Origin of the sequence: Nocardiopsis deserti (assembly GCF_008638355.1) — a bacterium.
GTDB lineage: Bacteria > Actinomycetota > Actinomycetes > Streptosporangiales > Streptosporangiaceae > Nocardiopsis > Nocardiopsis alborubida.
In genome coordinates this window covers 1-26,273 of record NZ_ML703348.1, presented here as the reverse complement: position 1 = coordinate 26,273, position 26,273 = coordinate 1, and the positions used below count along the sequence as shown (strand labels likewise).

24 protein-coding genes and 1 tRNA gene are annotated in these 26,273 nt (G+C 72.5%); 14 read left to right on the top strand and 11 right to left on the bottom strand.

All coding sequences use genetic code 11. The features are described 5' to 3' along the window. Positions 1-528: 528 nt before the first annotated feature. Positions 529-1,416, bottom strand: a complete 888-nt coding sequence (locus FYW99_RS03020) for an SAM-dependent methyltransferase (RefSeq protein ID WP_150249977.1) — start codon at positions 1,414-1,416, stop codon at positions 529-531. Positions 1,417-1,961: 545 nt separating this feature from the next. Here FYW99_RS03020 and FYW99_RS03015 point away from each other — a divergent pair. Further along, complete coding sequence (locus FYW99_RS03015; RefSeq protein WP_150249974.1) at positions 1,962-2,666, top strand: RibD family protein; 705 nt, start codon at positions 1,962-1,964, stop codon at positions 2,664-2,666. Beyond that, positions 2,663-3,133: a cytidine/deoxycytidylate deaminase family protein gene (locus FYW99_RS03010; protein WP_150249971.1), complete on the top strand. Its 471-nt coding sequence runs from the start codon at positions 2,663-2,665 to the stop codon at positions 3,131-3,133. The genes FYW99_RS03015 and FYW99_RS03010 overlap by 4 nt, the downstream gene beginning before the upstream one ends. 27 nt (positions 3,134-3,160) lie before the next feature. On the opposite strand, the gene FYW99_RS03005 is transcribed toward FYW99_RS03010, so the two are convergent. The 3 genes from FYW99_RS03005 to FYW99_RS02995 form a co-directional block, all read right to left on the bottom strand. Continuing rightward, complete coding sequence (locus FYW99_RS03005; protein WP_150249968.1) at positions 3,161-3,505, bottom strand: hypothetical protein; 345 nt, start codon at positions 3,503-3,505, stop codon at positions 3,161-3,163. Positions 3,506-3,868: 363 nt separating this feature from the next. Then, a complete protein-coding gene (locus FYW99_RS03000; protein ID WP_150250680.1) occupies positions 3,869-6,361 on the bottom strand; it encodes a DEAD/DEAH box helicase in 2,493 nt (830 codons plus the stop codon). A gap of 157 nt (positions 6,362-6,518) precedes the next feature. Next, a complete protein-coding gene (locus FYW99_RS02995; protein ID WP_150249965.1) occupies positions 6,519-7,508 on the bottom strand; it encodes a malate dehydrogenase in 990 nt (329 codons plus the stop codon). Between the two features lie 267 nt (positions 7,509-7,775). Between FYW99_RS02995 and FYW99_RS02990 the strand changes: the two genes are divergently transcribed. After that, positions 7,776-7,849: transfer RNA gene (locus tag FYW99_RS02990), tRNA-Ile, on the top strand. A gap of 658 nt (positions 7,850-8,507) precedes the next feature. Then, positions 8,508-10,427 (top strand): SGNH/GDSL hydrolase family protein, encoded by a 1,920-nt coding sequence (locus FYW99_RS02985; protein ID WP_150249961.1) that lies wholly within the window; start codon positions 8,508-8,510, stop codon positions 10,425-10,427. A gap of 43 nt (positions 10,428-10,470) precedes the next feature. On the opposite strand, the gene FYW99_RS02980 is transcribed toward FYW99_RS02985, so the two are convergent. Then, complete coding sequence (locus FYW99_RS02980) at positions 10,471-11,091, bottom strand: TetR/AcrR family transcriptional regulator (RefSeq protein WP_150249958.1); 621 nt, start codon at positions 11,089-11,091, stop codon at positions 10,471-10,473. 81 nt (positions 11,092-11,172) lie between these two features. Then, positions 11,173-11,892, bottom strand: a complete 720-nt coding sequence (locus FYW99_RS02975) for a glycerophosphodiester phosphodiesterase (protein WP_150249955.1) — start codon at positions 11,890-11,892, stop codon at positions 11,173-11,175. Between the two features lie 256 nt (positions 11,893-12,148). On the opposite strand from FYW99_RS02975, the gene FYW99_RS02970 reads away from it, so the two are divergent. Beyond that, positions 12,149-12,919, top strand: a complete 771-nt coding sequence (locus FYW99_RS02970) for a DeoR/GlpR family DNA-binding transcription regulator (RefSeq protein WP_013151829.1) — start codon at positions 12,149-12,151, stop codon at positions 12,917-12,919. 107 nt (positions 12,920-13,026) lie between these two features. On the opposite strand, the gene FYW99_RS02965 is transcribed toward FYW99_RS02970, so the two are convergent. Both FYW99_RS02965 and FYW99_RS02960 read right to left on the bottom strand, forming a co-directional pair. Next, positions 13,027-13,494, bottom strand: a complete 468-nt coding sequence (locus FYW99_RS02965; RefSeq protein ID WP_150249952.1) for a VOC family protein — start codon at positions 13,492-13,494, stop codon at positions 13,027-13,029. Positions 13,495-13,602: 108 nt separating this feature from the next. Next, the gene (locus tag FYW99_RS02960) at positions 13,603-14,856 is read right to left on the bottom strand and encodes an MFS transporter (protein WP_150249949.1); all 1,254 of its coding nucleotides are present in this window, start codon (positions 14,854-14,856) and stop codon (positions 13,603-13,605) included. 404 nt (positions 14,857-15,260) lie between these two features. On the opposite strand from FYW99_RS02960, the gene FYW99_RS02955 reads away from it, so the two are divergent. Genes FYW99_RS02955 through FYW99_RS02945 form a run of 3 tightly spaced genes read left to right on the top strand, consistent with a single transcriptional unit; the run spans position 15,261 to position 18,275 of the window. Further along, the gene (locus FYW99_RS02955) at positions 15,261-16,871 is read left to right on the top strand and encodes a sensor histidine kinase (RefSeq protein ID WP_150249946.1); all 1,611 of its coding nucleotides are present in this window, start codon (positions 15,261-15,263) and stop codon (positions 16,869-16,871) included. 40 nt (positions 16,872-16,911) lie between these two features. Next, positions 16,912-17,574, top strand: coding sequence for a response regulator (locus FYW99_RS02950; protein WP_150249944.1), 663 nt, complete (start codon positions 16,912-16,914; stop codon positions 17,572-17,574). Positions 17,575-17,618: 44 nt separating this feature from the next. Continuing rightward, a complete protein-coding gene (locus FYW99_RS02945; protein WP_150249940.1) occupies positions 17,619-18,275 on the top strand; it encodes an HD domain-containing protein in 657 nt (218 codons plus the stop codon). A gap of 211 nt (positions 18,276-18,486) precedes the next feature. Here the strand turns inward: FYW99_RS02945 and FYW99_RS02940 are convergent, their stop codons facing one another. Then, positions 18,487-18,768, bottom strand: coding sequence for a DUF4031 domain-containing protein (locus tag FYW99_RS02940; RefSeq protein WP_150249937.1), 282 nt, complete (start codon positions 18,766-18,768; stop codon positions 18,487-18,489). Positions 18,769-18,841: 73 nt separating this feature from the next. On the opposite strand from FYW99_RS02940, the gene FYW99_RS02935 reads away from it, so the two are divergent. Beyond that, the gene (locus FYW99_RS02935) at positions 18,842-19,282 is read left to right on the top strand and encodes an MmyB family transcriptional regulator (protein ID WP_223838679.1); all 441 of its coding nucleotides are present in this window, start codon (positions 18,842-18,844) and stop codon (positions 19,280-19,282) included. Positions 19,283-19,418: 136 nt separating this feature from the next. Here FYW99_RS02935 and FYW99_RS02930 read toward each other — a convergent pair whose 3' ends face one another. Beyond that, complete coding sequence (locus FYW99_RS02930; RefSeq protein ID WP_013151836.1) at positions 19,419-19,892, bottom strand: Lrp/AsnC family transcriptional regulator; 474 nt, start codon at positions 19,890-19,892, stop codon at positions 19,419-19,421. 207 nt (positions 19,893-20,099) lie between these two features. Here FYW99_RS02930 and FYW99_RS02925 point away from each other — a divergent pair, with 207 nt between their 5' ends. The 3 genes from FYW99_RS02925 to FYW99_RS02915 all read left to right on the top strand — a co-directional run bounded on the left by FYW99_RS02925 (position 20,100) and on the right by FYW99_RS02915 (position 23,909). Continuing rightward, positions 20,100-20,987: a tryptophan 2,3-dioxygenase gene (locus tag FYW99_RS02925; RefSeq protein ID WP_150249934.1), complete on the top strand. Its 888-nt coding sequence runs from the start codon at positions 20,100-20,102 to the stop codon at positions 20,985-20,987. A gap of 38 nt (positions 20,988-21,025) precedes the next feature. Beyond that, on the top strand, positions 21,026-22,264 hold the full coding sequence (gene kynU / locus FYW99_RS02920; protein WP_150249931.1) for a kynureninase: 1,239 nt from the start codon (positions 21,026-21,028) through the stop codon (positions 22,262-22,264). Positions 22,265-23,018: 754 nt separating this feature from the next. Beyond that, positions 23,019-23,909 (top strand): hypothetical protein, encoded by an 891-nt coding sequence (locus tag FYW99_RS02915; protein ID WP_150249928.1) that lies wholly within the window; start codon positions 23,019-23,021, stop codon positions 23,907-23,909. 439 nt (positions 23,910-24,348) lie between these two features. Here FYW99_RS02915 and FYW99_RS32130 read toward each other — a convergent pair whose 3' ends face one another. After that, entirely contained in the window at positions 24,349-24,561 is a 213-nt protein-coding gene (locus FYW99_RS32130) for a hypothetical protein (RefSeq protein WP_223838676.1), read from the bottom strand. A gap of 134 nt (positions 24,562-24,695) precedes the next feature. On the opposite strand from FYW99_RS32130, the gene FYW99_RS02905 reads away from it, so the two are divergent. Further along, a complete protein-coding gene (locus tag FYW99_RS02905; RefSeq protein WP_047868273.1) occupies positions 24,696-25,133 on the top strand; it encodes an Lrp/AsnC family transcriptional regulator in 438 nt (145 codons plus the stop codon). A 35-nt stretch (positions 25,134-25,168) separates the two neighbouring features. Next, positions 25,169-26,272, top strand: a complete 1,104-nt coding sequence (locus tag FYW99_RS02900) for an IS630 family transposase (protein WP_150249926.1) — start codon at positions 25,169-25,171, stop codon at positions 26,270-26,272. Position 26,273: the final 1 nt, after the last annotated feature.

Genomic DNA, 26,273 nt, shown 5'->3' with positions numbered 1-26,273 from the left:
GCTTCCGCCCGCCGGGGCGGACCCATCGGCGAACGTGTGGGGGACGACCCGTGCGCAGGGTCCTGGCCGGTCGGTGTCGACGGGACGCCCGGCGGTCAGGGCGAGCGTGGGCGCTGGTGGGGGCGTCCCCTTCCGTCGCAGCGTGTGGCACGGCCACGGCGCGTGTGTGGGCGCCGGGCCCGGTCCGACCGGCTTCCTGTTCCGGTGGGACGGCGGCATGGGCTGCGGGACGGGACCGCGGTCGAGGGGCCACGGCCCGGGGGCGACGTGCGCCCGTTCCGACGGCGAGGAGAGCGGCGCCGGGGCCGCGTCCGTGCCCTCGGGAGCCGGGGCGGTCGGGTCTCACCGGCCGGACATCCACCATCCGGGCCAGCGGTTCGGGGCCGCTGAAGCACTCCGGTGGTCCCCGTGGTCGGGACACGGGACCGCCCGGTGTCAGGCCCCTGGGCTGAGGGGCCGGGTGTGCGCGGTGGCGCACCTCGCCCGCTGCCGGTCCGGGGCGGCTGCGACGCGGGGAGGAGGAACGCCTCAGATCCCGCCGACGCCGCCGATGAGCAGTCGGCGGTTGCGCTGGGGCATCTGGTAGCAGCCGGGTACGGGCGGGGCCACGGGTAGCGTGCGCCACCGCTGGACCTCGATCACGCCGGGCTCGGTGACGCGCCAGCCCTCGAAGAAGCCGAGGATGGCCTTCCGGGAGCGCCAGCGGCCGGACCGCAGGCGCTCGGCGAACACCTGGTCCAGCTGCTCGGCCCGCGCCGCGTCCTTGGGGTAGACGGCCGGGTCGGGACGACAGTAGTGGCTGAGGACCATGTGGCTGCCGGGAGCCAGGGCGTCGCGCAGGGCGGCGATGTGCTCGGCCGGGTGGTCGGCGTCGGAGGTGTGCGTGACGGCGCCGGTGAGCAGCAGGCCGACGGGCTCGTCCTGGTCGAGGAAGCTCCGGGTCTCGGAGCTGTTCAGGAGCTCTTCCGGACGGGTGAGCGAGGCGCGGACCGCGGTGGTGGTGCGCCGGTCGCGGAGCAGGGCGAGGTGGTGGGTCAGGACCACCGGATCGTCGGTGGCGTAGACGACCCGGGCCCGTGGGTCGCTCTCGTGCGCGATCTCGTGCGGATCACCCGGTGCGGGAAGGCCCGCGCCGAACTGGATGAACTGCCGGATGCCCAGGTCTGCGCACAGGTGGCGGACGGCGCGCTGGAGGAAGGCCCGCTCGCCCAGCACGAGGTCCTGGAACCCCGGAGCGGCCCGCTCCGCGCGGCTGGCCAGGTCCCGGTCCGCCTCGAAGTGGTCCTTGCCCTTGAGATGGAAGGAGTGCAGCCGCGCCACGCTGGGCCGGGTCAGGTCGACGGCGGGCGGTGGGTGGGCGCGGAGGTGTTTGCCCCCCGCCTGCCTCAGGAAAGCGGGAGAGGTGAATCGAGACATCGCCGTCCTCTTGTCTGAGGTGGGAAGAGTGGTCGACCACTGGATTGTATTCCGCGTGAGCGGTGTTGTTAACCGAGTCACAGACACCGGTCATAAAAACCGGTGTTCGCGGTGCCCGGGAAGTACTGCGGGGTGTGTCGGAGGGCGATCCTGGGCAGGCTAGGTGCTATACCCCTAATGTCCATTATGGGAGGAATCGGGACGGGGTCCCGGAGGCCGTAAGCCCATGGATAGGGGCTTACCGGGTTCTGCGAGTGCGCGTGTGTGACAGGGGAGACGTGTGGGTACGTGCGGTTGTGTCCCACCCCGGGGCGGATCCGCGGGCGCGTTCCCGTGCGGGAACGGCGAAAAGCGTTCCCCCGCGCATATCGGAGGGAAATTCCGCGCCCGTAGTCGCCACCTGCGAAAATTCCCCGGCGCACCCAGGAATGCGGCACAACCGGTGAAGGGCGGAGTGGCGGTCCGAAAACACCGAAGCACCGTTCGGACGCTGGCCCTCCCGGGCACCGACCCGCCCGGCTCCGCGCTGTGGCTAGCCTGGGACCATGGACCGCCCGTACACCATTCTCAGCTGCGCCATGTCGGTCGACGGACGCATCGACGACACCGGGCCCGAGCGGCTGCGCCTGTCCAACGAGGCCGACTTCGCCGAGATCGACGAACTGCGGGCGGGGTGCGACGCCATCCTCGTCGGCGCGGGCACCCTGCGCGCCGACAACCCGCGGCTGTTGGTGCGCTCCCCGGAGCTGCGCGAACGCCGCCGGGAGGGCGGGCGCACCGAGCACCTGCTCAAGGCCCTGGTCACCCGTGGCGGAGAGGTCGACCCCGCGGCCCGCTTCTTCTCCACCGGGGACGCGGGCGCTGTCGTCTACACCGGCGGGGAGGGCGTGGAGACCGCCCGTCGCGCGCTGGCCGTCCGGCCCGCCGCCGATCCGCCCGCCGAGGTCGTGGACGCGGGGGACCCCCCCACCGTCCGGGCCGTGCTGGCCGACCTGGCCGACAGGGGCGTCGCCCGCCTGCTGGTCGAGGGCGGCGGGCACATCCACACCCTCTTCCTCACCTCGGGGCTGGTCGACGAGCTCCGGCTGGCGGTGGCCCCCTTCCTGGTGGGGCAGGAGGACGCCCCGCGCTTCGTCGTGCCCGGCGCCTTCCCGCAGACCCCCGACGCGCCGATGCGGCTGGTGGAGGCCAGGGCGCTGGGCGACGTGGCCGTCCTGCGCTACCGGCTGGCCCCGGGAGCGCACGCGTGAGCGCCGGTCCGCCCCCCGCCGAGGGGGAGTCCGACGCCCGTTGGCTGCGCCGCACCGTCGAGCTGTCCCGCTCCTGCCCGCCCTCGGACACGGCGTTCTCGGTGGGCTGCGCCGTGGTCGCCGCCGACGGCACCGTCCTGGGCGAGGGCTACTCGCGCCGTGACGATCCGCACGACCATGCCGAGGAGGCGGCCCTGCGGGAGGTGGACGCCGACGACCCCCGGCTGGCCGGCGCCACCCTGTACTCGTCCCTGGAACCGTGCAGCTCCCGCTCCTCCCGGCCGTTGCCCTGCTCGGCCCTGATCCTGGCCACGCCCGTCGCGCGCGTGGTGTTCGCCTGGCGTGAGCCCTCCGTGTTCGTGGACTGCGACGGCGCCGAGCGCCTGCGCGCGGCGGGCCGGACGGTCGTGGAGCGGCCCGACCTGGCCGGGGACGTGCGCGAGGTCAACGCCCACCTGCTGGACTGAGCGGGAGCTCGGCGGACGGCGGCCGCGTCATCTGAGGTTGCCCGCGTAGGAGTACAGGCGGCGCGTCCGGGCCTTGGTCTCCTCGTCCTCGTAGGGGTTGGTGACGCGGGCGTGCACCGCCCCGGAGAAGTCGTCCCACTCCTGGGCGCTCATCCGGGGCGCCCTGGCGTCGAGGTGGCGCATGGCGACGGGCTCCTCCATCTCCAGGAGCCCGTCGAGTTCGTCGCTGGCCGACACCGACCTGCCGAAGGAACCGGCGACCTCGCGGACCCTTCCGGCGAACTCCTCGTCCCTGGACATCCTGCGGGCGACGTAGGCGGCGGCCGCGGCGCCTCCCGCGGCGACGGCCCAGGCGATCAGGGGAAGGGGCATGGTCGAACCTCCTGTGTGTGAAGGTCCGCACGACCGCTGGAGCGGGAGGGGTCGGCGGGCAGGGGAGCGGGCCCGGCGGTGCCGGACCCTGTGTTGTCCTTTCTACCCGCCGGAGGCAGCCCGACCCGGGTTGTCCACAGGCCGGATCCGGCTGTGGCGCGGCCCGGGCCCGGGGGTGTTTGCTTGCTACAGGGGGCCCTCCCCCCGGAGCGGCATGGGCGTGCCCGGAAACGACCGCTTCCGCGCGGCCAGCGGTGCCCGCGCCCGACCGTGTTCGCCGCGGCAGCCGGTCGCGCCCGTCAGCCGGTCGCGCCCGTCAACCGGCGGCACCCGTCAACCGTTCACCGTCCGCTGCCGCCCGCCCTACAGCCGGTCCACGTCCGCCACGTGCACCACCGCGCGCCCCTCGACGTCGGACGCGGCCAGGTCCACCTCGGCGCTGATGCCCCAGTCGTGGTCGCCCGCCGGGTCGGCGAAGATCTGGCGGACCCGCCACAGCTCCGGCTCCTGCTCGATGAGCAGCATCGCCGGGCCGCGCGCGTCCGGGCCGGTCCCGATCGCGTCGTGCTCCTCGAAGTAGGCGTCCAGGGCCTCCTCCCAGGCCTCGGCGTCCCACTCCCCGTCCTCGTCCATCCGCCCGAGTTCGTCGTGGCGGCGCAGGGCGGCCAGCTCCACGCGGCGGAACATCTCGTTGCGCACCAGCACCCGGAACGCCCGCTCGTTGGTGGTGACGGGCCGCACCTTCTCCTCGGCGGCGGCGGCGTCCTGCGGCACCTCCGCCTCGGGGTTGGTCAGCTGCTCCCACTCGTCCAGCAGGCTGGAGTCCACCTGGCGGACCAGCTCGCCCAGCCACTCGATGAGGTCGCGCAGTTCCTCGGTCTTGGCGTCGTCGGGCACCGTCTGGTTGAGCGCCTTGTACGCGCTGGCCAGGTAGCGCAGCACGAGCCCCTCCGAGCGGGCCAGCTCGTAGTAGCCCACGTACTCGACGAAGGTCATCGCCCGCTCGTACATGTCCCGGGCCACCGTCTTGGGCCGGAGCGGGTGGTCGCCCACCCACGGGTGGCCGCGCCGGTACACCTCGTAGGCGTGGCCGAGCAGCTCCTCCAGCGGCTTGGGGTAGTCGACCTCCTCCAGCCGCTCCATGCGCTCGTCGTACTCGATGCCGTCCATCTTCATCTGCTGGACGGCCTCGCCGCGGGCCTTGTTGAGCTGGGCGCCCAGGATCTGCCTCGGGTCGTCCAGGGTGGACTCCACCACGCTGAGCACGTCCAGCGGGTACGTGGGCGACTCCTTGTCCAGCAGATCCAGCGCGGCCAGCGCGAACGTGGACAGCGGCTGGTTGAGCGCGAAGTCGGCCTGGAGGTCCACGGTCAGCCGCGCGGTGCGCCCCTGGGCGTCGGGCTCGGGGAGCGCCTCCACGATCCCGCCGTCCAGCAGCGACCGGTAGATGGCGATGGCCTCGCTGATGTGGCGGCGCTGCCTCGGGCGGTCGTCGTGGTTCTCGGTGAGCAGGTGCTTCATCGCCGGGAAGCAGTCGCCCGGGCGGGCGATCACGCTCAGCAGCATGGCGTTGCTGACCCTGAACCGCGAGGTCAGGGGCTCGGGGTCGGCCTCGATGAGCTTGGTGAAGGTGGCCTCGTCCCAGGAGACGAAGCCCTCCGGGGCCTTCTTGCGCACCACCTTGCGCCGCTTCTTGGCGTCGTCGCCGACCTTGGCCAGGGCCTTCTCGTTCTCGATGACGTGTTCGGGCGCCTGGGCCACCACGTTGCCGACGGTGTCGAACCCGGCGCGTCCCGCGCGCCCGGCGATCTGGTGGAACTCGCGGGCGCGCAGGCGGCGCACACGCACCCCGTCGTACTTGCTCAGCGCGGTGAACAGCACCGTGCGGATGGGCACGTTCACGCCCACGCCGAGGGTGTCGGTGCCGCAGATGACCTTGAGCAGACCCGACTGGGCCAGGCGCTCGACCAGACGCCGGTACTTGGGCAGCATGCCCGCGTGGTGCACGCCGATGCCGTGCCGCACGTACCGGGACAGGTTGCGGCCGAACTTGGTGGTGAAGCGGAAGTTGCCGATCTCCGCGGCGATCGCCGCCTTCTCCTCCTTGGTGCACATGTTGATGCTGGTCAGCGACTGCGCGCGCTCGACCGCCTGCGCCTGGGTGAAGTGCACGATGTACACGGGGGCGTTGCCGCTGCCGAGCAGCTCCTCCAGCGTCTCGTGCAGCGGGGTGACCCGGTAGTCGTAGTAGAGGGGGACGGGGCGCTCGGCCGAGGCCACCACGGCGGTGGAGCGCCCGGTGCGCTTCTCCAGGTCCTCCTCGAAGCGGCTGACGTCGCCCAGGGTGGCCGACATCAGCAGGAACTGCGCCTGCGGCATCTCCAGCAGCGGCACCTGCCACGCCCACCCGCGGTCGGGCTCGGCGTAGAAGTGGAACTCGTCCATGACGACGGTGTTGATGTCGGCGTCCGCGCCCTCGGCCAGGGCGATCTGGGCCAGCACCTCCGCCGTGCAGCACACGATGGGCGCGTCGGCGTTGACGCTGGCGTCGCCGGTCATCATGCCCACGTTGTCGGTGCCGAAGATCTTGCACAGGTCGAAGAACTTCTCCGACACCAGCGCCTTGATGGGCGCGGTGTAGAACGCGCACTCGTTCCGGGCCAGCGCGGCGAAGAGCGCGCCCGTGGCCACCATGCTCTTGCCCGAACCGGTGGGGGTGTTGAGGATGACGTTGGACCCGGAGACGACCTCGATGAGGGCCTCCTCCTGGTGCGGGTAGAGGGTGAGGCCCCGCTCCTCGGCCCACAAAGCGAACGCCTCGAAGAGGGAGTCGGGTTCTGGTTCGGCCGGAAGCACATCGATGAGACTCACGGTCTCTATACTGCCTGCTTCCCGGCCCCCTTCGGGACGGTGGCCGCCGCGCGGGACACCCCGGACCCCGGGACGGCGACGGGCGCACCCCGTGCGGGGGTGCGCCCGTGCGTCACCGGCGCCGCGGTGGGCGCCGCTGTGGTCAGACCAGGCCGAGCTGCCTGACGGTGTCGCGCTCCTCGACGAGCTCCTTGACGGAGGCGTCGATGCGGGCGCGGGAGAAGTCGTCGATCTCCAGGCCCTGCACGATCTCCCACCTGCCGTCGCGCGAGACGACGGGGAAGGAGGAGATGATGCCCTCGGGCACGCCGTAGGAGCCGTCGGACGGGATGGCCGCGGAGGTCCAGTCGCCCTCGGGGGTGCCGTTGACCCAGTCGTGGACGTGGTCGATGGCGGCGTTGGCGGCGGAGGCCGCCGAGGAGGCGCCCCGGGCCTCGATGATCGCGGCGCCGCGCTTGGCGACGGTCGGGATGAAGTCGTTCTCCAACCAGGCCTGGTCGCCGACGGCCTTGGCCGCGTTGGCGCCGTTGACCTCGGCGTGGAACACGTCCGGGTACTGCGTGGCGGAGTGGTTGCCCCAGATCGTGAGCTTCCTGATGTCGTTGATCGACACGTCGAGCTTCTTGGCGAGCTGGGTGAGCGCGCGGTTGTGGTCCAGGCGGGTCATCGCGGTGAAGCGCTCGGCCGGGACGTCGGGGGCGTGGCTCTGGGCGATGAGGGCGTTGGTGTTGGCGGGGTTGCCCACCACCAGCACGCGGATGTCGTCGGCCGCGCCGGCGTTGATCGCCTCGCCCTGGGGCTTGAAGATGCCGCCGTTGGCCTCCAGCAGGTCACCGCGCTCCATACCCTTGCCGCGCGGGCGGGCGCCGACCAGAAGGGCGACGTTGGCGCCCTGGAAGGCCTGGGTGGCGTCGTCGAAGATGTCGATGCCCTGGAGCAGCGGGAAGGCGCAGTCGTCCAGCTCCATCGCCGTGCCCTCGGCGGCCTTGACTGCCTGCGGAATCTCCAGCAGGCGCAGCTTCACCGGGGTGTCGGCGCCGAGCAGCTGGCCGGACGCGATCCGGAACAGCAGCGCGTAGCCGATCTGGCCGGCGGCGCCGGTGACGGTGACGTTGACGGGTGCTTTGGACATGACGTGAACTCTCCCTGACGACGTTTCGCGACCCGCGATGCTCACAACGGGTTCGACGCGGCTTCGGTGCCGGGCGCTGGGGGCCGTCCAGGCGCGCGCCGCACCTCACCACCCTAGACCGCGTGCTCCCGCGTGCTGTGACCCAGGTGCTCGGTACACCTTCCCGGGCCGCTCCGCGAGGGCGGTCGGGAGGCCCTGTACGGTAACGGATTTAGGGCGGGGAAACGTCGGACCCACCCTGTTAGGATGGCGTTTGCCGATCACGGCGGGCCGGTAGCTCAGTTGGTTAGAGCAGGGGACTCATAATCCCTGGGTCGCGGGTTCGAGTCCTGCCCGGCCTACCCTCTCCGAACACGAAAAAAGCGCCGCTGACCTGTGGATACAGGGCAGCGGCGCTTTCTTTGCCGCGAGCTGTGCCCGAGAACCGCCGCCGCGGTCCGGAGGCCGTGTAATAGGCGCCGGAGTTCGGGCGGTGTGCGGTCGGCGGCGCCGTTCCGCGGTGCGGCGGCCGTCCGTTCCCGGAAAGGGCGTCCAACACGCGCGCCACGTGCGGTACCGGCTCCGCTGCGCCCCCGTGTCCCGCCGTCCTTCGGGTGCGGGCGGGAGTGGTGGCGCCACGGGACGGGGAGGTCGCGGCGCCCGTTTCCTCGCTTGTATTTTGTCTACTTATAGGGCTTTTGGTATGTTTCTTCCTTCTGGGGAAGCCCTCGCTACGGCATCCGAATAAAGGGCATCCGATTTTCCGGTCCGACATCGGATGAATATGGCGGCACTCCTGCCCGAATCCGACGCTCCTTCGCGTTTTCCCGTTCCGTGCAGGTCGCAGGCCATACGACCCGCCGTCCAGTACATCCCGGAACCTCCGCGCCCGGCGGTGGGGGCTCGTTTACACTGGCGGCCGTTCCGAGGGGCGCGGTGGTCCACGTCTCAACAACCACCGCGCGTCCGGCGGCGTCCGGCAGTCGGTGGACAGATGCATTCGGGGGGGAGAGGCGAGCGTTGGGAGCGGACGGCAGACGGCGGCGCGGAACCCACCGGCAACGGGCGAACCCCCGCCCCCGCCTGCTGCGCGGCCTGGCCGCGGCGGCCGTGGCGGTGCTCCTCGTGGTCGTGGTCAACACCGCCGTCTCCCGGGACGACGGCGGCGGACCCTCCGAGCCCAGGGAGCAGACGGTCCCCGCGGTGAGCGCCGTCCCCTTCAGCGGCCTCGTCGACCGGATCGGCGTCTCCCGGGACACCTCCGTCGCCACGGTCGACCTCGACGGCGCCGGGCACAGCCTGTCCTCCCAGACGCTGGCCTCCGCCGGGTGGACGCCCGGCCGCGAGGTGGTCCTGCTCGGCACGCCCATGGAGCTGCCCGACTACGCCCCCGGCCGCCCCGACCACCTGGTCTCGGACGGCCAGTTCCTCCGGCTCGCGGACGAGCGCTACCGGTCGCTCACCTTCCTGGCCACCGCGACCCGGACCGACGGCATCGAGGCCGAGGTCACCGGAACCGGCCGTGTGGTCTACGCCGACGGCGGGGAGCAGGAGTTCACCCTGTCCGTCCCGCACTGGACCGCCGGACCCGCGAGCGAGGCCGCGCTCACCCTGCCCTACGCCAACTCCGCGCGGCACGCCGGCCCCAGCCCCACCCTCGGCGCGGCGCGCCTGTACGCGCGCGGCCTCACCGTGGACCCCGCCCGCGAGATCTCCCACGTGGTGCTGCCCGAGACCGCCGACGACGCGGGCCGCATCCACGTGTTCTCCGTGGGCGGGCGCGCCGCGGACACGGAGTGGACGGGCACCTGGGCGCGCGCCACCTCCGGCTACATGGAGGTCGGCCCCTGGCGGGACCAGACCCTGCGGTTGTCGGTGCGCACCACCACCGGCGGCCGCACGGTCCGGATCCGCCTGGACAACACCTTCGCCGCCGCCCCCGTCACCGTGGGCGCGGCCTCCGTGGCACTGCGCGGGACCGGCGCCGACATCCGCGGCGCCGCGGTCCCGCTCACCTTCGGGGGACGTTCCGACACCGTCATCCCGGCCGGGGGACAGGTGTTCAGCGACCCCGTCGAGATGCTCCTGCCGCCGCAGACCGACGTGCTGGTCAGCATCCACGTGCCCGAGCAGGTGACCACCGCGCCGGTGCACTACGCCTCGGTGGACACCAACTACACCAGCGCGCCCGGCAGCGGCGACCTGACCCTGGACACCACGGGGCAGCCGTTCACCGGCCGGGTCGCGCAGTGGCCCTTCCTCGCCGCGGTGGAGGTCTCCGGGGGCCCGGGCGCGATCGCGGTCTTCGGCGACTCCATCACCGACGGGACCCGCTCCACCCCCGACGCCCACGCCCGCTGGCCCGACGTGCTCAGCGCCCGCCTGTCCGAGCAGCCGGGGCTGCCCAACCCGGGCGTGCTCAACCTCGGCGTGGCCGGGAACCACGTGATCAGGGACGGCTACCCGGGAGAGGGCGTCTCCACCAACCCCAGCGGAGTGGCGCTGACCCGCCGGGTGCACCGGGACGTGCTGGCCCAGAGCGGGGTGGACGCCCTGGTCATCTTCGCCGGGATCAACGACCTGCGCTGGAGCACCCCGCCCGAGGCGGTGGTCGGCGGGATCGAGGAGATCGCGGGGCTGGCCCGCGAGCACGGCATGCGGGTGTTCGTGGCCACGCTCGGCCCCTGCGGGGGCGAGCCGCGCTGCACCGAGGAGGTCGACCGGGCCCGCCAGCAGGTCAACACCCACCTGCGGGCGCAGGCGAACGACCCCCTCGCGCCCTTCGACGGCGTGTGGGACTTCGACGCGGTCCTGCGCGACCCGCAGGACCCCAGCCGCATGCTGCCCGCCTACGACTCGGGCGACCACCTCCACCCGGGGGACGCCGGACTGCGCGCGCTGGCCGAGTCCGTGGACCTCTACCAGCTCGTCGGCGGCTAGATCGTGTTCCTCGGATCATCCGGGACCCGTCCCGGACGCCCGGTCAGCGCGGGCACCCCAGGTGGTGGTGGATGACCAGGTCCACGTAGACGGCGCCGAGGTCGTCCAGGCTCAGCCCGGCCCCGGGGTCGTACCAGTGCAGCAGGGAGTCGAAGGTCTCCAGCACGTCGTCGGCGACCCGCCCGGGCTCGCGCACCCCGAAGACCCCGCGGGTCACGCCGTCCAGGATGATGCCGCGGACGTGCTCGCGGTACGTCCGCGTCAGGGAGCTGACCTCGCGGTGGCGGGCAGGATGGATGGCGCGCAGCACCGGCAGCAGCTCGTGCCCCAGCGCGGTCGCCGCGCGGTGCTGCCAACCGGTCTCCACGTGCCGCCTGACCAGCGCCGACATGCGTTCGATCGCGGGCCGGTCGGGCCGGTCCGCGGCCAGCTGCCCGTGCACCCGCTCCCGGGTGGAGCGCAGCACGACGGCGTAGGCCAGGTCGAACCTGGTGGGGAAGGCGCGTCTGAGCGCGGCGGGGTCGGCCCCGGTCTGGGCCGAGATCCGGGAGGTCAGCTCGGACATCGCCAGACCCTGTGAGCCGTGCTGAGCGAACAGGTGCGCCGCGCAGTCCAGGACGGGGGCCGTGGTGCGGAGCGCGTGAGGGGATGCGTCGGCCGTCATGTGGTGTCTCATCGCTTCGGGTGCGCCCCCGGAGAGAGGGAGGGCGTGCGGTCTTCATCGGATCGGTTCCCTGCCTCCCCCTCAGACCGGACCGGCGGTCGGTGTCCGCCGCTCCCTGCCGCTGGTCAGCGCAACGAGGTCCTCGATCCGCTCGGTGGCGAGCGCGTCCACGCCCATGCCCACCACGCGTGCCATCTCGGGGAAGTCGTTCACCGTCCACGCCGTGACGAGGTAGCCGCGGCGGTGCATCTCCGAGACCAGGTCCCGGGTCAGCAGCGTGTAGTGCGTGCCGAGGAAGGCGGGTCGCAGGGTCCGCACCACGTCCTCGGGTGGCGGGCCCGGCTTGTCCCAGGCCAGCATCAGCCGGGCCTCGGGGCTGCGGCCCCGCAGGGCGTCGAGGGTCTCGGTGGAACCGGTGAAGAGCACCTGGTCGCCGAACCCGCGCGCCCGCAGCAGCCCGTCCGCGGCCAGCGCCGCCTCGGGCGCGCCGGCGTCCACGAGCAGGGGAGGGGGAGCGTCGCCGGTGTACTCGGCGAGCACCTCCATCAGGGTGGGCACGCGCCGCTCCACGTCGTCGCGGGCGGAGGCCAGTTCGGCCAGGGTCAGTTCCCCCACGGGGCGGGGTGGGGAACCGGGAAGGGCCACGAGCCGTTCGTCAACCAGGACGGGATAGCCGTCGGAGGTGAGGTGGACGTCGATCTTGACCAGGTCCGCCCCGGCAAGCGAGGCTGAACGCAGGGCCGGGAGGGTGTTTCCCGGGAAGCGTGCGGTGTCTCCGCGCAGCGCGATGGACAACGTCATGCCGTCAAGGGTGGCAAAGACTTCCGCCTTACGTGGTGCAAACAGGAAAAACGCCCACCGGAGGCGGGCGCGGCCGCGCGGGCGGTCCCCGGCGCGGACCGGTGCTCCCGTTACCGGTCCCGTTACGTGGTGCCACGATTGCGAGCGGACTCACGTCGTGAGGAAGCCGACGGGGTGCGGCGAGCTGGGAAACTTTGTTACACGGCGTCGTGACCGCACGGTGCCCCATGACCGTCCCTGGAGTGTGAGGCGAACGATGATTCCGGACCAGAGACGAGAGCACATCCTCAAGCTCCTTCAGGAGCGCCACGTGCTGAGCATCAACGAGCTCACGTCGATGCTGTCCGTGTCCCACATGACGGTCCGGCGTGACATCCAGGCGCTGGAGAACGACGGCAAGGTGCTGTCGGTCACCGGGGGGGTGCGGCTCGCGGCGCGGCTCAAGAGCGAGCCCTCCTACCTGGCCAAGGCGCAGCTGGAGGTACCCGCCAAGCGGGCCATAGCGCGCGCGGCGGCCGATCTGGTCCGGGAGAACTTCACCATCTACCTGGACGCGGGCACGACCACGCTGCAGATGGTCCCGCTGCTCACCGACAAGGTCGGCCTGACCGTCATCACCAGCGACTTCAACGTCGTGGGCCACCTGATGGAGTACCCGGGGATCGAGCTGATCCACACCGGCGGGGTGGTCTCGCACTCCGACCACTCCTCGGTCGGGCGCTTCACCGCCGACTTCCTGCGCCAGGTGAACGTCGACCTGGCCTTCATCGCCAGCAGCTCATGGGACGCCGAGCGCGGGTCGACCACGCCCTCCGAGGCCAAGGTGGTCGCCAAACAGGCGCTGCTGCGGATCGCCTCCAAGAGCGTGCTCACGGTCGACAGCACCAAGTACGGCAAGTTCGGCACCTTCCGGGTGGCGAGCCTGGAGGAGTTCGACCTGATCATCACCGACGACCGGCTCCCGCGCTCGGCCGTGGACGACCTCGCCGAGCGCGACGTGCGCCTGAAGCTGGTCGAGGTGGAGTAGGGCCGCGTGCCCGTCGGGCGCCTCCGGCGGCGCCGGTCCGCCGGAGCCCGGTCCGCGCCCGGTCGGCGGCGCGGAACGCGGAGGTCCCGGTCACGGCCTGACGCGGCTCAGTCCTCGCCGGCGTCGAGCTCCGCGTGGGCGTACAGGGCCAGTTCGGTGCCGTCCGGGTCGTAGAAGAGCAGGGTGGAGCCCTCCTCGCGGTGCATCACCGGGGAGTGCTCCACGTCCATCTCCGCGAAGCGCTCCTCCCAGGCCTCCAGCTCACCCAGGTTCTCGACGCCCAGGGTGAGGCGGTCCAGGCCGCAGCGCCTGCGGTCGAACCTGCCCTTGAAGTTGTCGCGGTGCTGGATGAGCGCCAGCAGCAGCCCGGAGGCCGGGTGCTGGCACTCGGTGCGCCGTGTGCCCTCGTGGTCGCGCTTGCCGAGGACACGGAAACCCAGGACCGTGCGGTAGAAGCGCACACTCTCGTCGCGGTCGCGGACCGACAGGGTGACGCGGGCGAGCCCGTTGAGCTGGGGCACGGGCACCTCTCTGCGGCGGGGGCCGATGGTGGCCAGTAGATCGAGCACGATCATCGAGCCTAGGTCGGAGTCAGAATGATGGGTCCCTCTTTAACGCGGGTTTAACGCCTGATGTTCCCCGAATCACCCGAATACGCTCCCTGACCTCCCCGGTTGCGCCTCTCAACGGTCCGGAGTGGAGCGCGTCACCACCGCCGGAGAGGGCGGTTCGTCGCGGACGTACCAGCGGGTGCGCATCACCAGGACGGTCACCGCGAAGGAGACCAGGCCGCCCAGTGTGGCCAGCACGAACGCCCCCTGGTGGCCGTGGGCGTCGGCGAGGACGCCCGCGACCGTCGACCCCAGCGCCTGGCCCAGGATCAGGCAGCTCAGGATGACGGCCATCGACTGCGACAGGCGGCTCGCCGGGGCGGCCCTCTCGATCAGCCCGAACAGGCTCACGATGTGCGGGCCGATCGCGGCGCCCAGGACGAAGAGGGCCGCCGCCAGGGCGGCCGCGCCGTGGGCCGTGTACAGCGGCAGGGTGAGCAGGAACAGCGCACCCGCCGCGATCCGGGTCCGCGCCGTGAGCGGGAAGCCCACGGGGACGGAGGCCATCAGCAGGCCCGCGACGGCGCTGCTGGTGCCCATCACCGCGTACATCAGCCCGGACAGGTCCCCGTGCCCGGAGGCGGCCGAGAAGGCGGTCACACCGGTGGACATGCCGCCGAAGAACAGGCCCTGGCAGAACATGGGGGCGGCCAGCACCAGCAGCGCGGGCGTGGCGATGCGGCCCCCCGCGCCGCGCACCGGAGGGGTACCGGGCGGAGCGGTGGGGTGCAGGGCGAACACGGTCCCGAACACGCCGATGAGCACGGCCGCGCCCAGCACGCTCGCGGCCGGTGAGAGCGTCACGGTGAGCAGGCCCACCAGGGCGGGGCCCAGGACGAACGCGGCCTCGTCCAGCACGCCCTCGACCGACATCGCCGCGGACACCGAGCGCTCGCGCTCCTCGCCCCTGTGCGGTCCCCGCCGGATGAGCACCACCCAGCGTGTGCGCGCCATGGGGCCGATCTGGGGCATGCACAGGCCCGCCACGGCGGCCAGCACGGCCAGGAGCGGGGCGGAGGCCCCCGCCAGGACGGCGAACACGAGCACGGTGACGAGCACGGCGTCCACGAGTGAGGTGACCAGTACCGGCACCCGCTGCCCGCGCCGGTCGGCGAACCGGGCGATGACGGGGCCGCCCACCGTCTCCCCGAGCGCGAAGGCACCGGTCACCGCGCCGGCGGCGGCCACGTTCCCGGTCGTGGTGGTGACCAGGGTGAGCAGGCCGATCAGGGACATGGAGATGGGCAGGCGGGCGAGGAAGGTGCTCAGGAGCAGCGGCCACCCGGCGATGTGGTGCATGCGTCGCAGCGTGTCCAAAGGTGACATCCGGCCCCTGTCCGCGGTCGTGGTTCCCGACCCCCGGCTCCCGGCACGGCCGTGTGGCTCGGGCCATCGCGGAAGGGCCAAAATTCATCCCATGATATGGCCGACGTCCGCGGGCGGAAGCCCTTCCGGTACCCGTGTGGGGGCTTCCGGGGGTCCAGTGGACCTTCCGGTGCCCGTGCGGTGGAGTCCGGAACCCCGAGGGTCCTTCCGCCACGTGCGCCGGATGTGCCGCGGGGGGAAGGCGGGTGCCCGTCGCCGGTGATGGCGCCGTCGGGGCCCGGGGTCCGGGGCGCGCCGCGAAGGGTGGGTGGGCGCACGCGCACGCACCACTCCCCGGAGGGGGAGGTCCCACCCTGACTTTCGGCGGTGCCGCCGACCCGCTCCCGGTGTGTAGGTTCACCGGCATGGACCTCTCCGTACCGCGCGCGGGCCTTCGGCGTGCGCTGTCCCCGCTCGGGGGCTGGCCCACCCGGGGCGCAGCCTGGCGCGACGTGCTGTTGGGTGCCGTGATCGCCGCCCTGTGCCTGGGGGAGATGCTCGTCCGCTGGCTCTCCGGGGGTATGCCCGCCGCCGAGGCGCTCGCCACCGCGGGCGCCGCCGTCGCGCTGACCGCGCTGACCGTGGTGCTCGGCCGCCTCTACCCGCTGCTCGCCCTGGTCGTGGCCCTGCTCGGCTCGTTCTGGGTGTACGGGTTCGGCGTCCTGCTGCTGTGCGTCGCCTACCTGGCGGGCCGCCGCGTCCCCACGGTGTGGTCGGCGCTGGTGCTCTTCACGTCCGCGACCGTCCTGTGGATGGTGGTCGCGGCGCTGCTGTGGCCCGACGACCCGGCGGGGTGGACCGCCACGGTGAGCACCATGGTGTTCACCGTCGTGTTCCCCTGGCTGGTGGGCGTCTACCGGCGCCAGCACGTGGCCCTGGCCGAGGCCGGATGGGAGCACGCCCGCCAGCTCCAGCGCGAGCACCGTCTCACCGTCGACGAGGCCAGGCTCCGCGAGCGCTCCCGCATCGCCCAGGACATGCACGACTCCCTCGGCCACGAGCTCAGCCTCATCGCCCTGCGCGCCGGGGCCCTGGAGGTCAACCCCGACCTCGACGGGGAGCACCGCCGCTCGGCGGCCGAGCTGCGGGTCACCGCCGTCAACGCCACCCACCGCCTGCGGGAGATCATCGGCGTGCTGCGCGCCGACGCCGAACCCGCGCCCATGTCCCCCGCGGGCGAGGGCGTCCCCGCCCTGGTCGAGCGCGTCCGCGACTCCGGCATGCGGGTCGTGCTGGTGCGCGACGGGGAGGTCGGCGGCCTGCCGCCGATGGTCGACCGGGCGGTCCACCGGGTCGTCCAGGAGTCGCTCACCAACGCCGCCAAGTACGCCCCCGGCGCCGACGTGACGGTGTGGCTGACCACGAGCGGGGAGCGGGTGGAGGCGAGGGTCACCAACTCCGCGCCCTCGGGGCCGTGCCCCGACACCGGTCCGGGCGGCAGGCGCGGGCTCATCGGCCTGCGCGAGCGCGTCCGCCTGACCGGGGGCTCCTTCGCCGCCGGACCGGACGGCGACGGCGGCTGGGAGGTCTGCGCGACCATGCCGCTGGACGGCACCGCCGGGGCGGGGCCCGACGAGGCCGGGGAGGCTGACCAGATCGACCAGCTCCAGCTCGCCGCCCGCCGCCGGGTGCGCGGCTGGACGCTGGCCCTGGCTCTGGTCCCGGTCGTCGCGGCCGTGGTGGTGGTGTTCACGCTGGGCTGGGTCAGCGTCACGAACATGGAGCGGGCCACCCTGGCCCCCGAGGATTTCGCCGCCCTGACCGTCGGCGACCCCCAGGCCGAGGTCGAGGCGGTGCTGCCCGAGGACTCGGTGTACATGGACGCGGGCATGCTGGAGGAGGGCGCCGTCCCCCCGGGCGCCGCGTGCAGCTACTACCGCGGCAACAGCGTGTTCTTCGGCGGCGAGGCGACGTTCTACCAGCTGTGCTTCGCCGAGGGGCGCCTGCTGACCAAGGGGGAGGCGCCGCTACGGTGACCACGCGGTTCCGGAACGGACACGGGGAAGAGGGACAGACGTGATCAGGGTGCTGCTCGCCGACGACGAGGCGATGATCCGTGCCGGGGTGCGGGCGATCCTGCGCAGCGACCCGGAGATCGAGGTGGTGGCCGAGGCCGCCGACGGCCGCGAGGCCGTGGACCTGGTGCTCTCCCACCGTCCCGACGTGGCGCTGCTGGACATCCGGATGCCCCGGATGGACGGCCTCGCGGCCACGGCGGAGGTCCACAGGGTCGCGCCCGAGACCGCCGTGGTCATCCTCACCACCTTCGGGGAGGACAGCTACATCTCCCAGGCGCTCGGCGGCGGCGCCAGCGGCTTCCTGCTCAAGGCGGGCGACCCGCGCGAGCTGATCGCCGGGGTGCACGCGGTCGCCGACGGCGGCGCCTACCTGTCCCCCCAGGTGGCGCGCCAGGTCATCGCCCGGTTCGGCGGGCCCCGGGCCGCCCGGGAGGTGGCGGCCGTCGCCCGGGTCGAGGAGCTCACCCAGCGCGAGCGCGAGGTGCTGGCCCTGGTCGGTGCGGGCCTGTCCAACGCCGACATCGCCGAACGGCTGTTCCTCGTGGAGGGCACCGTCAAGAGCTACGTCAGCGCCATCCTCAGCCGGCTGGAGATGCGCAACAGGGTGCAGGCGGCCATCCTCGCCCACGAGGCCGGACTCGTGGACACCTCCGCCACCTGACCCGGTGCCGGGCGGACCGGCCCCGGTGGGGAAGACTGGGGGTTATGAACGACGCGTGGCTGGACGCCGCCTGGCGCGGGCTCGCCGGGGACGGCCCCGAGGCGGTGGCGGTCGGCGCCGAACTCCTGGGCCGCTGGAACGAGCCGCACCGCCGCTACCACACGCCCGCCCACCTGGAGGCCGTGCTGCGCGCGGTCGACCTGCTGCTCCGCGAGGAGAGGGTGCGCGACGCCGACCTCGTGCGCTACGCGGTCTGGTTCCACGACGCCGTCTACGAGGGGGTCCCGGGCCGCGACGAGCGCGAGAGCGCGCGGCTCGCCGAGCGGCTGCTGCCCCTGACGGGGATGGGGACCGCGCGGGTCCGCGAGGTCGCGCGCCTGGTCGGGGTGACCGCGACGCACCGGCCGGGGAGGTGGGACGCCGACGGCGCGGTGCTCTGCGACGCCGACCTGTCGGTGCTGGCCGCTCCGGCCGACGGGTACCTGGCCTACACCACGGCGGTGCGCGCCGAGTACCGGCACGTTTCCGACGAGGACTTCCGCGCGGGCCGGAGCGCGGTGCTGCGGTCGCTGCTGGAGGCGCCGCACCTGTTCCACACCCCGTCCGGGCGGGCGCGGTGGGAGGCGCGTGCCCGGGTGAACGTGCTCGCCGAACTCGACCGGCTGAACGCCCCGCCCCCGGTGGAGCCGCCCCCGCCCTGAACCGGCCGCCGTCCGGCGGGTGAAGCGGGGTGCGGCCTCATGCATCCCGTCTCACGCCGCGCGGGGCGGGCACGCCATCCCATCAGGGGTCCGGCTTCCCGGCCGGTCAGCAGAGGCACGGTCCGACACCGGGACTCGGCTGCTTCCGGCGGAGGTGGTGCTCACCTGTTGACGGCTGCGGGACCGGGTCCCACCGACCCGGCGAGTCCCCTTAGGCGGTGCTGGTCAGCCGGGCGGCCTTGGGCCGCCGCAGCCCGGACGCGCGCAGGCGCGTGACCAGCTCGCGGCCGCTGACGTGCTCGGCGCCCAGTTCCAGGGCCCGGGCGTGCAGGTGCTCGGGGATGTCGTAGTGGTCGCGCTCGAACGCGCGCGGGTCCACCCCGAGCGCGCGGGCGAAGGCGTGCAGCTCGTCGTAGGAGCTGTCGCTGACCAGGTGCGCGAACAGCCAGCCGCGCGGCCCCGGCCAGACCGGGGTGTCGATGAGAACGCTCATCCCAGAAGCCTAGAGCCCCTGTCTTCCGGGTTCTCGGCCGTCCGGGTCCTCGGTCGCGTGCGGGGAGCGGCGCGTGGGGGACGGCTCCGTCGCGGTCCGCCGCGCGCCGGGTGCCGGGCGCCGGGCGCTCCTCGGTCCGACGCGCCCGGACACGGCGCTGTACGGGGTCTCCGACGCCGCCGACTTCCGGCACCACGTGGTCATGGAGCTCCGCGCCACTCCCGCCCGCTGCCCGGGGGACCCCGCGGTGACCGGCCTCGTCGACGGGCTTCGCGACGCCAGCCCCGACTTCGCCCGGCTCTGGGAGCGGCACGACGTGCAGGCCGCGCTGACGCTCACGAAGACCTTCCGGCACCCGGTCGTCGGGGAGGTCACCGTCGACTGCGACGCGCCCGCGCTCACGGACCGCGACCAGCGCCTCGTGCTCTATAGCGCGCCGCCGGGATCCCCCGGCGCCGAGGCCCTGGCCCTCCTGAGCGTGCTCGGAGCCGGGGCCGGCGCTTACCCGAGGTAGCGTCGCGGACGGCCGGGAGACCGGCCCCTGGTCGACGCGGCCGTCGGTGCAGCCCACCCGGCACCGGCCGTCCCGCCGTCGTCAGGAGGCCAGGCCGTCGGGAACCTCCGTGAGACGGGCCCCAGGCGGTGTCCGGTCAGGGCCGCCCGGTCACCGGAGCGCTCACCGGGCGCCAGGGCACGGGGCTGGACATCACCATGGTGCTGGAGGGGCGCCCGTGCTCGGCGAGCCTGTCGATGACCTCCTCGAAGTGCTCCATGGAGCGGACCGCGATGAGCAGGACGCAGCAGTCGTCGCCGGTCACCCGGTGCACCTGGAGGATCTCCGGCATCTCCAGCGAGGCCTCGTCGCGGAGCAGGCAGTGCGCGCCGAAGCACTCCATGCGCACCAGGGCGGTCACGGGCAGCCCGGCCGCGGCCGGGTCCACGTGCGCGTGGTAGCCGGTGATCACCCCGCGGTCGGTGAGGCGCCGTACGCGGTCGGCGACGGCGGGCGCGGACAGGTTCACCCGGCGGGACAGTTCGTTGAAGGACAGGCGCCCGTCCCGTTGGAGCTCGGCGAGGATGCGCTGGTCGACGCTGTCCAGCGGGGTTGCCAACCGTGATGCCATGCTTTGCGTTCCCAAAGTCGAGAGTCACAACGTCTTACGAATGCTAGGCCAATGTCCCCTTCGCGTGTCCGTCGGCCCTTCCTGTCCGGGGTGCGGGTGCCCGATGATGTCACCTCACGCGCCCGGCGGCCGTGCGCGGGGGCGGATCCCTCCGCCCGGGGCGCCGCGGGCGCGCTGCCGTACACGCGATTCCGACAAGGGGTTTCCATGCTCTCCACCACCGCCCAGCAGTGTCCGTACGCCGGTGACCCCGGCGGGGCCGAGGCGGCCCGGAGCGCCGGGGCCGACAGCCCGACCCTGTCCTTCGAGCGCGCGACCCCCTACGTCGACTACGCCGGTATCGACACCCTGCTGTCCCTCCAGAAGCCGCGCACCGCCGAGCCCGCCGAGCCCTCGTTCATCATCGCCACCCAGGTCATGGAGCTGCTGTTCGCCCTGGTGCAGGAGCGCTGGGAGGCCGCCCGCGACGCGCTGGAGGCCGACGACGTGCCCGGCGCCCTGGCCTGGCTGCGCCGCGCCCGCAACGCCCAGGACGTGCTCAACGACTCCTGGGGCCTGCTCGCCGACATGACGCCCACCGAGTTCAACCGCTTCCGCGACTCCTTCGGCGAGGCCTCGGGTTTCCAGTCCTACGGCTACCGCAAGCTGGAGTTCCTGCTCGGCAACAAGTCCGCCGCCATGATCCGCCCGCACAAGGCCATGGACGGCGTCGTCGACGACCTCACCACCCTGCTGGAGCGTCCCGGGCTCTACGACGCGGCGCTGCGGCTGCTGCACCGCCGCGGCCTGCCGGTGCCCAAGGACCGCGTCGAGCGCGACTGGACCCTGTCCTACGAGGCCAGCCCCGGCGTGGAGGAGGCATGGAAGGCCGTCTACGCCGACGACGTGCCCGGCAACGAGCTGTTCCTGCTGGTCGAGGCGCTGCTCGACGTCGCCGAGCGGGTCACCCGGTGGCGCCAGCGCCACCTGCTCGCCGTCAAGCGCACCCTGGGCGGCAGGCCCGGCAGCGGCGGCTCCAACGGCCTGAACTGGCTGGCGCGCAACGCCGAGCAGGACGTCTTCCCCGAGCTGTGGTCCCTCCGCAGTACCGTCTGACCCGTTCCCACCCGCTGCCACGAGGAAGCAGGACCCCGATGACCCCCGCCACCCGTGCGGACTGTGTCGCGCTCGACGCGGCCGATCCCCTCGCCCCCTTCCGGGAGGAGTTCGTCCTCCCCGAGGGCGTGGTCTACCTGGACGGCAACTCGCTGGGCGCGCTGCCGCGCTCCACCCCCGGCCGGGTCGCCGACATGATCGAACGCGAGTGGGGGCGCGACCTCATCCGCAGCTGGAACGACGCCGGGTGGTGGGACAAGCCGCGCACCCTGGGCGCCAAGATCGCGCCGCTGGTCGGCGCGGCGGCCGACGAGGTCGTGGTCGGCGACGGCACCTCGGCCAACCTGTTCAAGACCCTGGTCGCGGCGCTGCGCATGTCCGACCGCTCGGTGGTGCTGGGCGAGGCGGGCAACTTCCCCACCGACCTGTACGTCGCCGAGGGCGCGGCCGCGCTGACGGGCGCCACACAGAGGCGCGTGGACCCCGACGGCCCCGCGCTGGCCCGGGACCTGGAGCGGGGCGACGTCGCGGTCCTGCTGCTCAGCCACGTGGACTACCGCAGCGGCACCCTGCGCGACATGCCGGGCATCACCCGCCTGGCCCACGAGCACGGCGCCCTGGTGGTCTGGGACCTGTGCCACAGCGCGGGCGCGGTCCCGATCGACCTCTCCGGGAGCGGCGCCGACTTCGCGGTGGGGTGCACCTACAAGTACCTCAACGCGGGTCCGGGCGCCCCCGCGTTCCTGTACGCCGCCCGCCGTCACCACGCCGTGGCCGACCAGCCCCTGATCGGCTGGCACGGGCACGCCCGCCCCTTCGACTTCAGCGCGGACTACGAGCCCGCCGAGGGGGTGTCGCGCTTCCTGAGCGGTTCGCAGCCGCTGGTGGCCGACGCCGCCCTGGAGGCGAGCCTGGACGTGTGGGCCCGGGCGGACATGGGCCTGGTGCGCGCCAAGAGCCTGGCCATGACCGACCTGTTCCTGGAGCGCGCGGCCCGGGCGGGCATCTCCTCGATCACCCCGGCGGAGCACGCGCGGCGCGGCAGCCAGGTGGCCCTGGTGCAGCCGGAGGAGGGCGCCGGGTACCCGATCGTGCAGGCGCTCATCGCGCGCGGTGTGATCGGCGACTTCCGCGCCCCCGACGTCATGCGGTTCGGGTTCACCCCGCTCTACCTGCGCTACGCGGACGTGTGGGACGCCGCGCAGGCCCTGCTGGAGGTCGTGGAGACGGGGGAGTGGCGCCAGGAGCGCTTCGCCCGCCGCGGCCAGGTGACCTGAGCCCGGCGGTCCGGCTCCGCTCGCGGGGCCGGACCGCCAGCCGGTCGCACCGGTCCCGCCCGCCTGCCGAGCAACCCTCCGGGGTTCCTCTGCCCGTGCCCGGGGTCGCCCCGGCCGTCGCTGACCGTTCCCGGATGTGTGGATTGCGTGGCCTTGACCATGTTCGCCGGTATTCGGCGCTTCTTCCTCCGCCGCCGTGACCCGTGGTCCGCGACTCCCCGCACGGCCCCGGGCCGCTCCGCGACCGCCCTCGGCCGGGCGGAGCCGAAACTATGGCGAGGGCCACGGGAAAGCCCGTCCGTCATCCTCGGGTCGGTCCGTAAATCCCCTGTCAACAGGGCTTTTCGCGTTTTCGGCCCCTCGTGCGTCCTGTTTCGTAGCGTATTGCGAGAGACACGCAAGGTCATTTTACCTGCGGGGATTGCGCGCTTTGCCTAAACGTGGGTTAGTGTCCTCGTGATCGGTTCGTTATTGCTGTTTGACGAACCGATGCCGAGCCCTTGACCGGCCGAGAGCCGCAAGGGAGTCGAGACCTCTTTCCCCGGGAACAGGGCCGCGCGAATCCACGCGCCTGCGCCAGCGGAGACGCCGAATCCCATCGGCGCATTCCGTTCCCGCCCGCAACTCGCCGCCAGCGACGCGGGAGAACCCTGCCTTGACCACGCCCTCGCGGGGGCGCACCGAACGTGCCCGCACGCCGGGTGAGTCATGCCCGCGGTCTTCTCGGCCCTGTCGTCAACCTGGCTTCCTACTTATGAGCAACGACACTCCCATTCAGCACGGCGAAGTTACCGCGACCTACTTCTGGGACGACGGTTCCGGTATCAACGGGGACACCGGAGCCCCCGCGAGCGGGGAACCCATGCAGAAGGGGCTCTTCTCCAGCCCCAGTTGGCCGCTCGGCACCGAGGGCTATGTCGTCCACGAGGGCAAGAAAGCCGAGTTCTTCATCGGAGACCGCGGCCCGGGCGCCCCCTCCGAGGGCTGTGACGTCCTCCTCGACATGGACGGCAAGACCTTCGCCGAGATCACGGGCGAGACCTGGAACGACAGCAACTACACCGTCAGCGGTGGCAACGGCCACCTCGAGGTGGAGTACTACATCACCAAGTGGGGCGACGGCGCGGGCACCGAGGGCGCACCGCACCCCTTCCAGCAGCCCGGCAACAAGTGCGAGGACGCGGTCTCCCCGATCCCCGAGGACGCTCTTCCCGAGGAGGAGGCCGAGGAGACCGAGGAGCCCGCCGAGGAGAGCGCGCAGAAGACCGAGGAGTCCGAGGAGCCCGCCCCGGAGAAGGCCGAGGGCGAGGCCGAGCAGAGCGCCAAGGAGGAGTCCGGGGAGGGCGCCGCCGAGGACGGGAGTGAGGACGGCGACGGCGGCGTGACCGCCGAGACCGCGGCCAACGACCTCTCCGGCTTCCAGCTCATGGGCTCCGACGGCGTCATCGGCGGCACGGGGCTGCTGGCCCTGGCCCTCGTCCCGGCCGTCCTGCTCGCCGTGTTCTTCGCCTGGAGCCGCCGCCCGTCCGGCGCCCACGCCGGAGCCGAGGACGACAGCGGAAGCCTGACGGACGCGAGCAGCGGCCGCCACGGCCTGAGCTCGCGGATGAACTCCGTGATCGACAGGCTGCGCGGCGGGCGCTGACCCGCACCCGGGCAGCCCACCAGCCGGGACACGGGTCCCGGCGCACCGCGGGGGCCGCGGCCGACCGGCCGCGGCCCCCGTTCGCGTCCGGGGCACCGCGCGAACCCGCTCACCCCGTGTGGGGCCTCCCGCCCGGGTCCGCGGAAGACCCGCGGACCCGCTCGTCCGGAGCGCGCAGCACCTTGTTCCCGTCCGCGAACGTGCTGACCCGGGACCGGGGGACTCCTGACCGGGGTTGTGGACGGGCCGCCGGTCGCCGTTGACCGTGTCGGCCCGTCCGCCCCGCGGGCGCGCCGACACGGGGTCCGCGCGCCCTGTCCCGTGCCGCGGCCCCCCGGTCCGGCGTCCGTGCCCGCCGTCCCGGCGGCGCCGTTGCCGCCCGCGGATCCGGAGCCCTCCCGCGGCCGCGGCACGGAGGTCCGTATCGGATGTTCGCCGTTCAGGCCTCCTGCGGCCCGCGGGCCGCGGCGGGGCACCGGAAGCTGTCGCGGCGGCCGATGACCATGGCGCGGTGGAGGCCGGCGAGCCGGGTGCGGTCGGGAGCGGTGAACAGCGGGTGTTCCACACGCCGACCGTGCCGGTCCACGAGACGCACCGGCTCCGTCGAGGGGAGTGGAGGAGCCGGGCCGGATCGCTCATCGGTGTGCTTCATGTCTTGAATATGAGGTGAATCACCCCATATTGTCGAGAAGTCCATCCGGATACTGGACGAACTGCTCAGTAGTGCGGTGCGGCGTCCCGGATGTTCTCCGTCGATGATCGTGTGAGCGGTATGAGGTAAGACACATGGCCGTGCAGCTGGACGACACCGACCGCCGCATCATCTCCCTGCTCCGCGACGACGGGCGCATGTCCATCCGCGCGGTCGCCGAACAGGCGCACATCTCCCGCGCCAACGCCTACTCGCGCCTCGAACGCCTGCGCTCGGAGGGCGTCATCCGCGGCTTCACCGCCGTCATCGACCCCGAGAAGTACGGCACCGCCCTGTCTGCCTACGTGTCCGTGCGCATCGAGCAGCACTCCTGGGAGCGTTTCCGCGGCTACCTGCGCGACATCCCCGAGGTCGACCACGCCGCCCTCGTCTCCGGGGACGTGGACCTGCTCCTGCTGGTCCGCGTCGCCGACGCCGCGGCCCTGCGCACCTTCGTCCTCGAACGCCTCCAGCGCATCCCCGAGGTCAAGAGCACGCAGACCATGTTCATCCTCGACGAGCCGCCGCTCTAGTGTGCTGATTGGTTATTTGGTTTAGGGTTGTAGGGGTGAATCGACCTGGCCCCAAACTCGAACCGGTAGAGCTGTCCGAGGACGAACACGCTGAGCTCCTACGCTGGCTCAGACGCCGCAAGACCACCCAGGACATGGCCCTGCGGGCACGGATCGTGCTGGCCTGCGCCCAGGGCAAGTCCAACGCCCAGGTCCAACACGAGGTGGGGGTCTCGGCCCCCACGATCGCCAAATGGCGCAAGCGCTTCCTGGCCCACCGCCTGGACGGGCTGGTCGACGAACCCCGCCCCGGCAGACCGCGCACCATCACCGACCAGGACGTCGAACGCGTGGTCACCGCCCCCCTGGAGTCCACACCCGCCAACGACACCCACTGGTCCACGCGTTCCATGGCCGAGCACACCGGCCTGACACAGAACGCCATCTGGCGGATCTGGAACACCTTTGGCCTGCAACCCCACCGCAGCCAGACGTTCAAGCTCTCCACCGACCCGTTCTTCATCGACAAGGTCCACGACGTGGTCGGGCTCTACCTGGACCCGCCCGAGCGCGCCCTGGTGTTGTGCGTGGACGAAAAGTCCCAGATCCAAGCACTGGACCGCACCCAACCGGTGCTGCCGATGATGCCGGGCACCCCCGAGCGGGCCACGCACGACTACGTGCGTGCGGGGGTGAGCAGCCTGTTCGCCGCGCTGGACGCCGCCACCGGGCAGGTCATCACCTCCCTGCACCGCCGTCACCGCGCCATCGAGTTCAAGAAGTTCCTGGCCAAGATCGACAAGCAGGTACCCGCCGAGTTGGACGTGCACCTGGTCCTGGACAACTACGCCACCCACAAGAGGGCCGAGATCCGTCGGTGGCTGGTGCGCCATCCTCGGTTCCACCTGCACTTCACCCCGACCAGTTCCTCGTGGTTGAACCTGGTCGAGCGGTGGTTCGCCGAGATCACCACCAAGTTGATCCGCCGGGGGACCCACCGCAGCGTCCAGGCTTTGGAGAAGGACATCCGTGACTGGGCCGCCGCGTGGAACGAGGCTCCTCGGCCGTATGTGTGGACCAAAACGGCCCAGGAGATCCTCCAGAGCATCGCGGTGTACTGCCAACGCATCCCGAAACGAACTAATAAATCAGCACACTAGG

Coding starts and splice junctions, on each gene's coding strand:
- FYW99_RS02995 (WP_150249965.1), bottom strand. CDS start 7,508: ATGTCCAAAGCACCCGTCAACGTCACCGTCACCGGCGCCGCCGGCCAG.
- FYW99_RS02965 (WP_150249952.1), bottom strand. CDS start 13,494: ATGATCGTGCTCGATCTACTGGCCACCATCGGCCCCCGCCGCAGAGAG.
- FYW99_RS03020 (WP_150249977.1), bottom strand. CDS start 1,416: ATGTCTCGATTCACCTCTCCCGCTTTCCTGAGGCAGGCGGGGGGCAAA.
- FYW99_RS02955 (WP_150249946.1), top strand. CDS start 15,261: ATGGACCTCTCCGTACCGCGCGCGGGCCTTCGGCGTGCGCTGTCCCCG.
- kynU (WP_150249931.1), top strand. CDS start 21,026: ATGACCCCCGCCACCCGTGCGGACTGTGTCGCGCTCGACGCGGCCGAT.
- FYW99_RS02975 (WP_150249955.1), bottom strand. CDS start 11,892: ATGACGTTGTCCATCGCGCTGCGCGGAGACACCGCACGCTTCCCGGGA.
- FYW99_RS02940 (WP_150249937.1), bottom strand. CDS start 18,768: ATGAGCGTTCTCATCGACACCCCGGTCTGGCCGGGGCCGCGCGGCTGG.
- FYW99_RS02930 (WP_013151836.1), bottom strand. CDS start 19,892: ATGGCATCACGGTTGGCAACCCCGCTGGACAGCGTCGACCAGCGCATC.
- FYW99_RS02970 (WP_013151829.1), top strand. CDS start 12,149: ATGATTCCGGACCAGAGACGAGAGCACATCCTCAAGCTCCTTCAGGAG.
- FYW99_RS02945 (WP_150249940.1), top strand. CDS start 17,619: ATGAACGACGCGTGGCTGGACGCCGCCTGGCGCGGGCTCGCCGGGGAC.
- FYW99_RS02960 (WP_150249949.1), bottom strand. CDS start 14,856: ATGTCACCTTTGGACACGCTGCGACGCATGCACCACATCGCCGGGTGG.
- FYW99_RS02980 (WP_150249958.1), bottom strand. CDS start 11,091: ATGACGGCCGACGCATCCCCTCACGCGCTCCGCACCACGGCCCCCGTC.
- FYW99_RS02905 (WP_047868273.1), top strand. CDS start 24,696: ATGGCCGTGCAGCTGGACGACACCGACCGCCGCATCATCTCCCTGCTC.
- FYW99_RS03005 (WP_150249968.1), bottom strand. CDS start 3,505: ATGCCCCTTCCCCTGATCGCCTGGGCCGTCGCCGCGGGAGGCGCCGCG.
- FYW99_RS32130 (WP_223838676.1), bottom strand. CDS start 24,561: ATGAAGCACACCGATGAGCGATCCGGCCCGGCTCCTCCACTCCCCTCG.
- FYW99_RS03015 (WP_150249974.1), top strand. CDS start 1,962: ATGGACCGCCCGTACACCATTCTCAGCTGCGCCATGTCGGTCGACGGA.
- FYW99_RS02925 (WP_150249934.1), top strand. CDS start 20,100: ATGCTCTCCACCACCGCCCAGCAGTGTCCGTACGCCGGTGACCCCGGC.
- FYW99_RS02915 (WP_150249928.1), top strand. CDS start 23,019: ATGAGCAACGACACTCCCATTCAGCACGGCGAAGTTACCGCGACCTAC.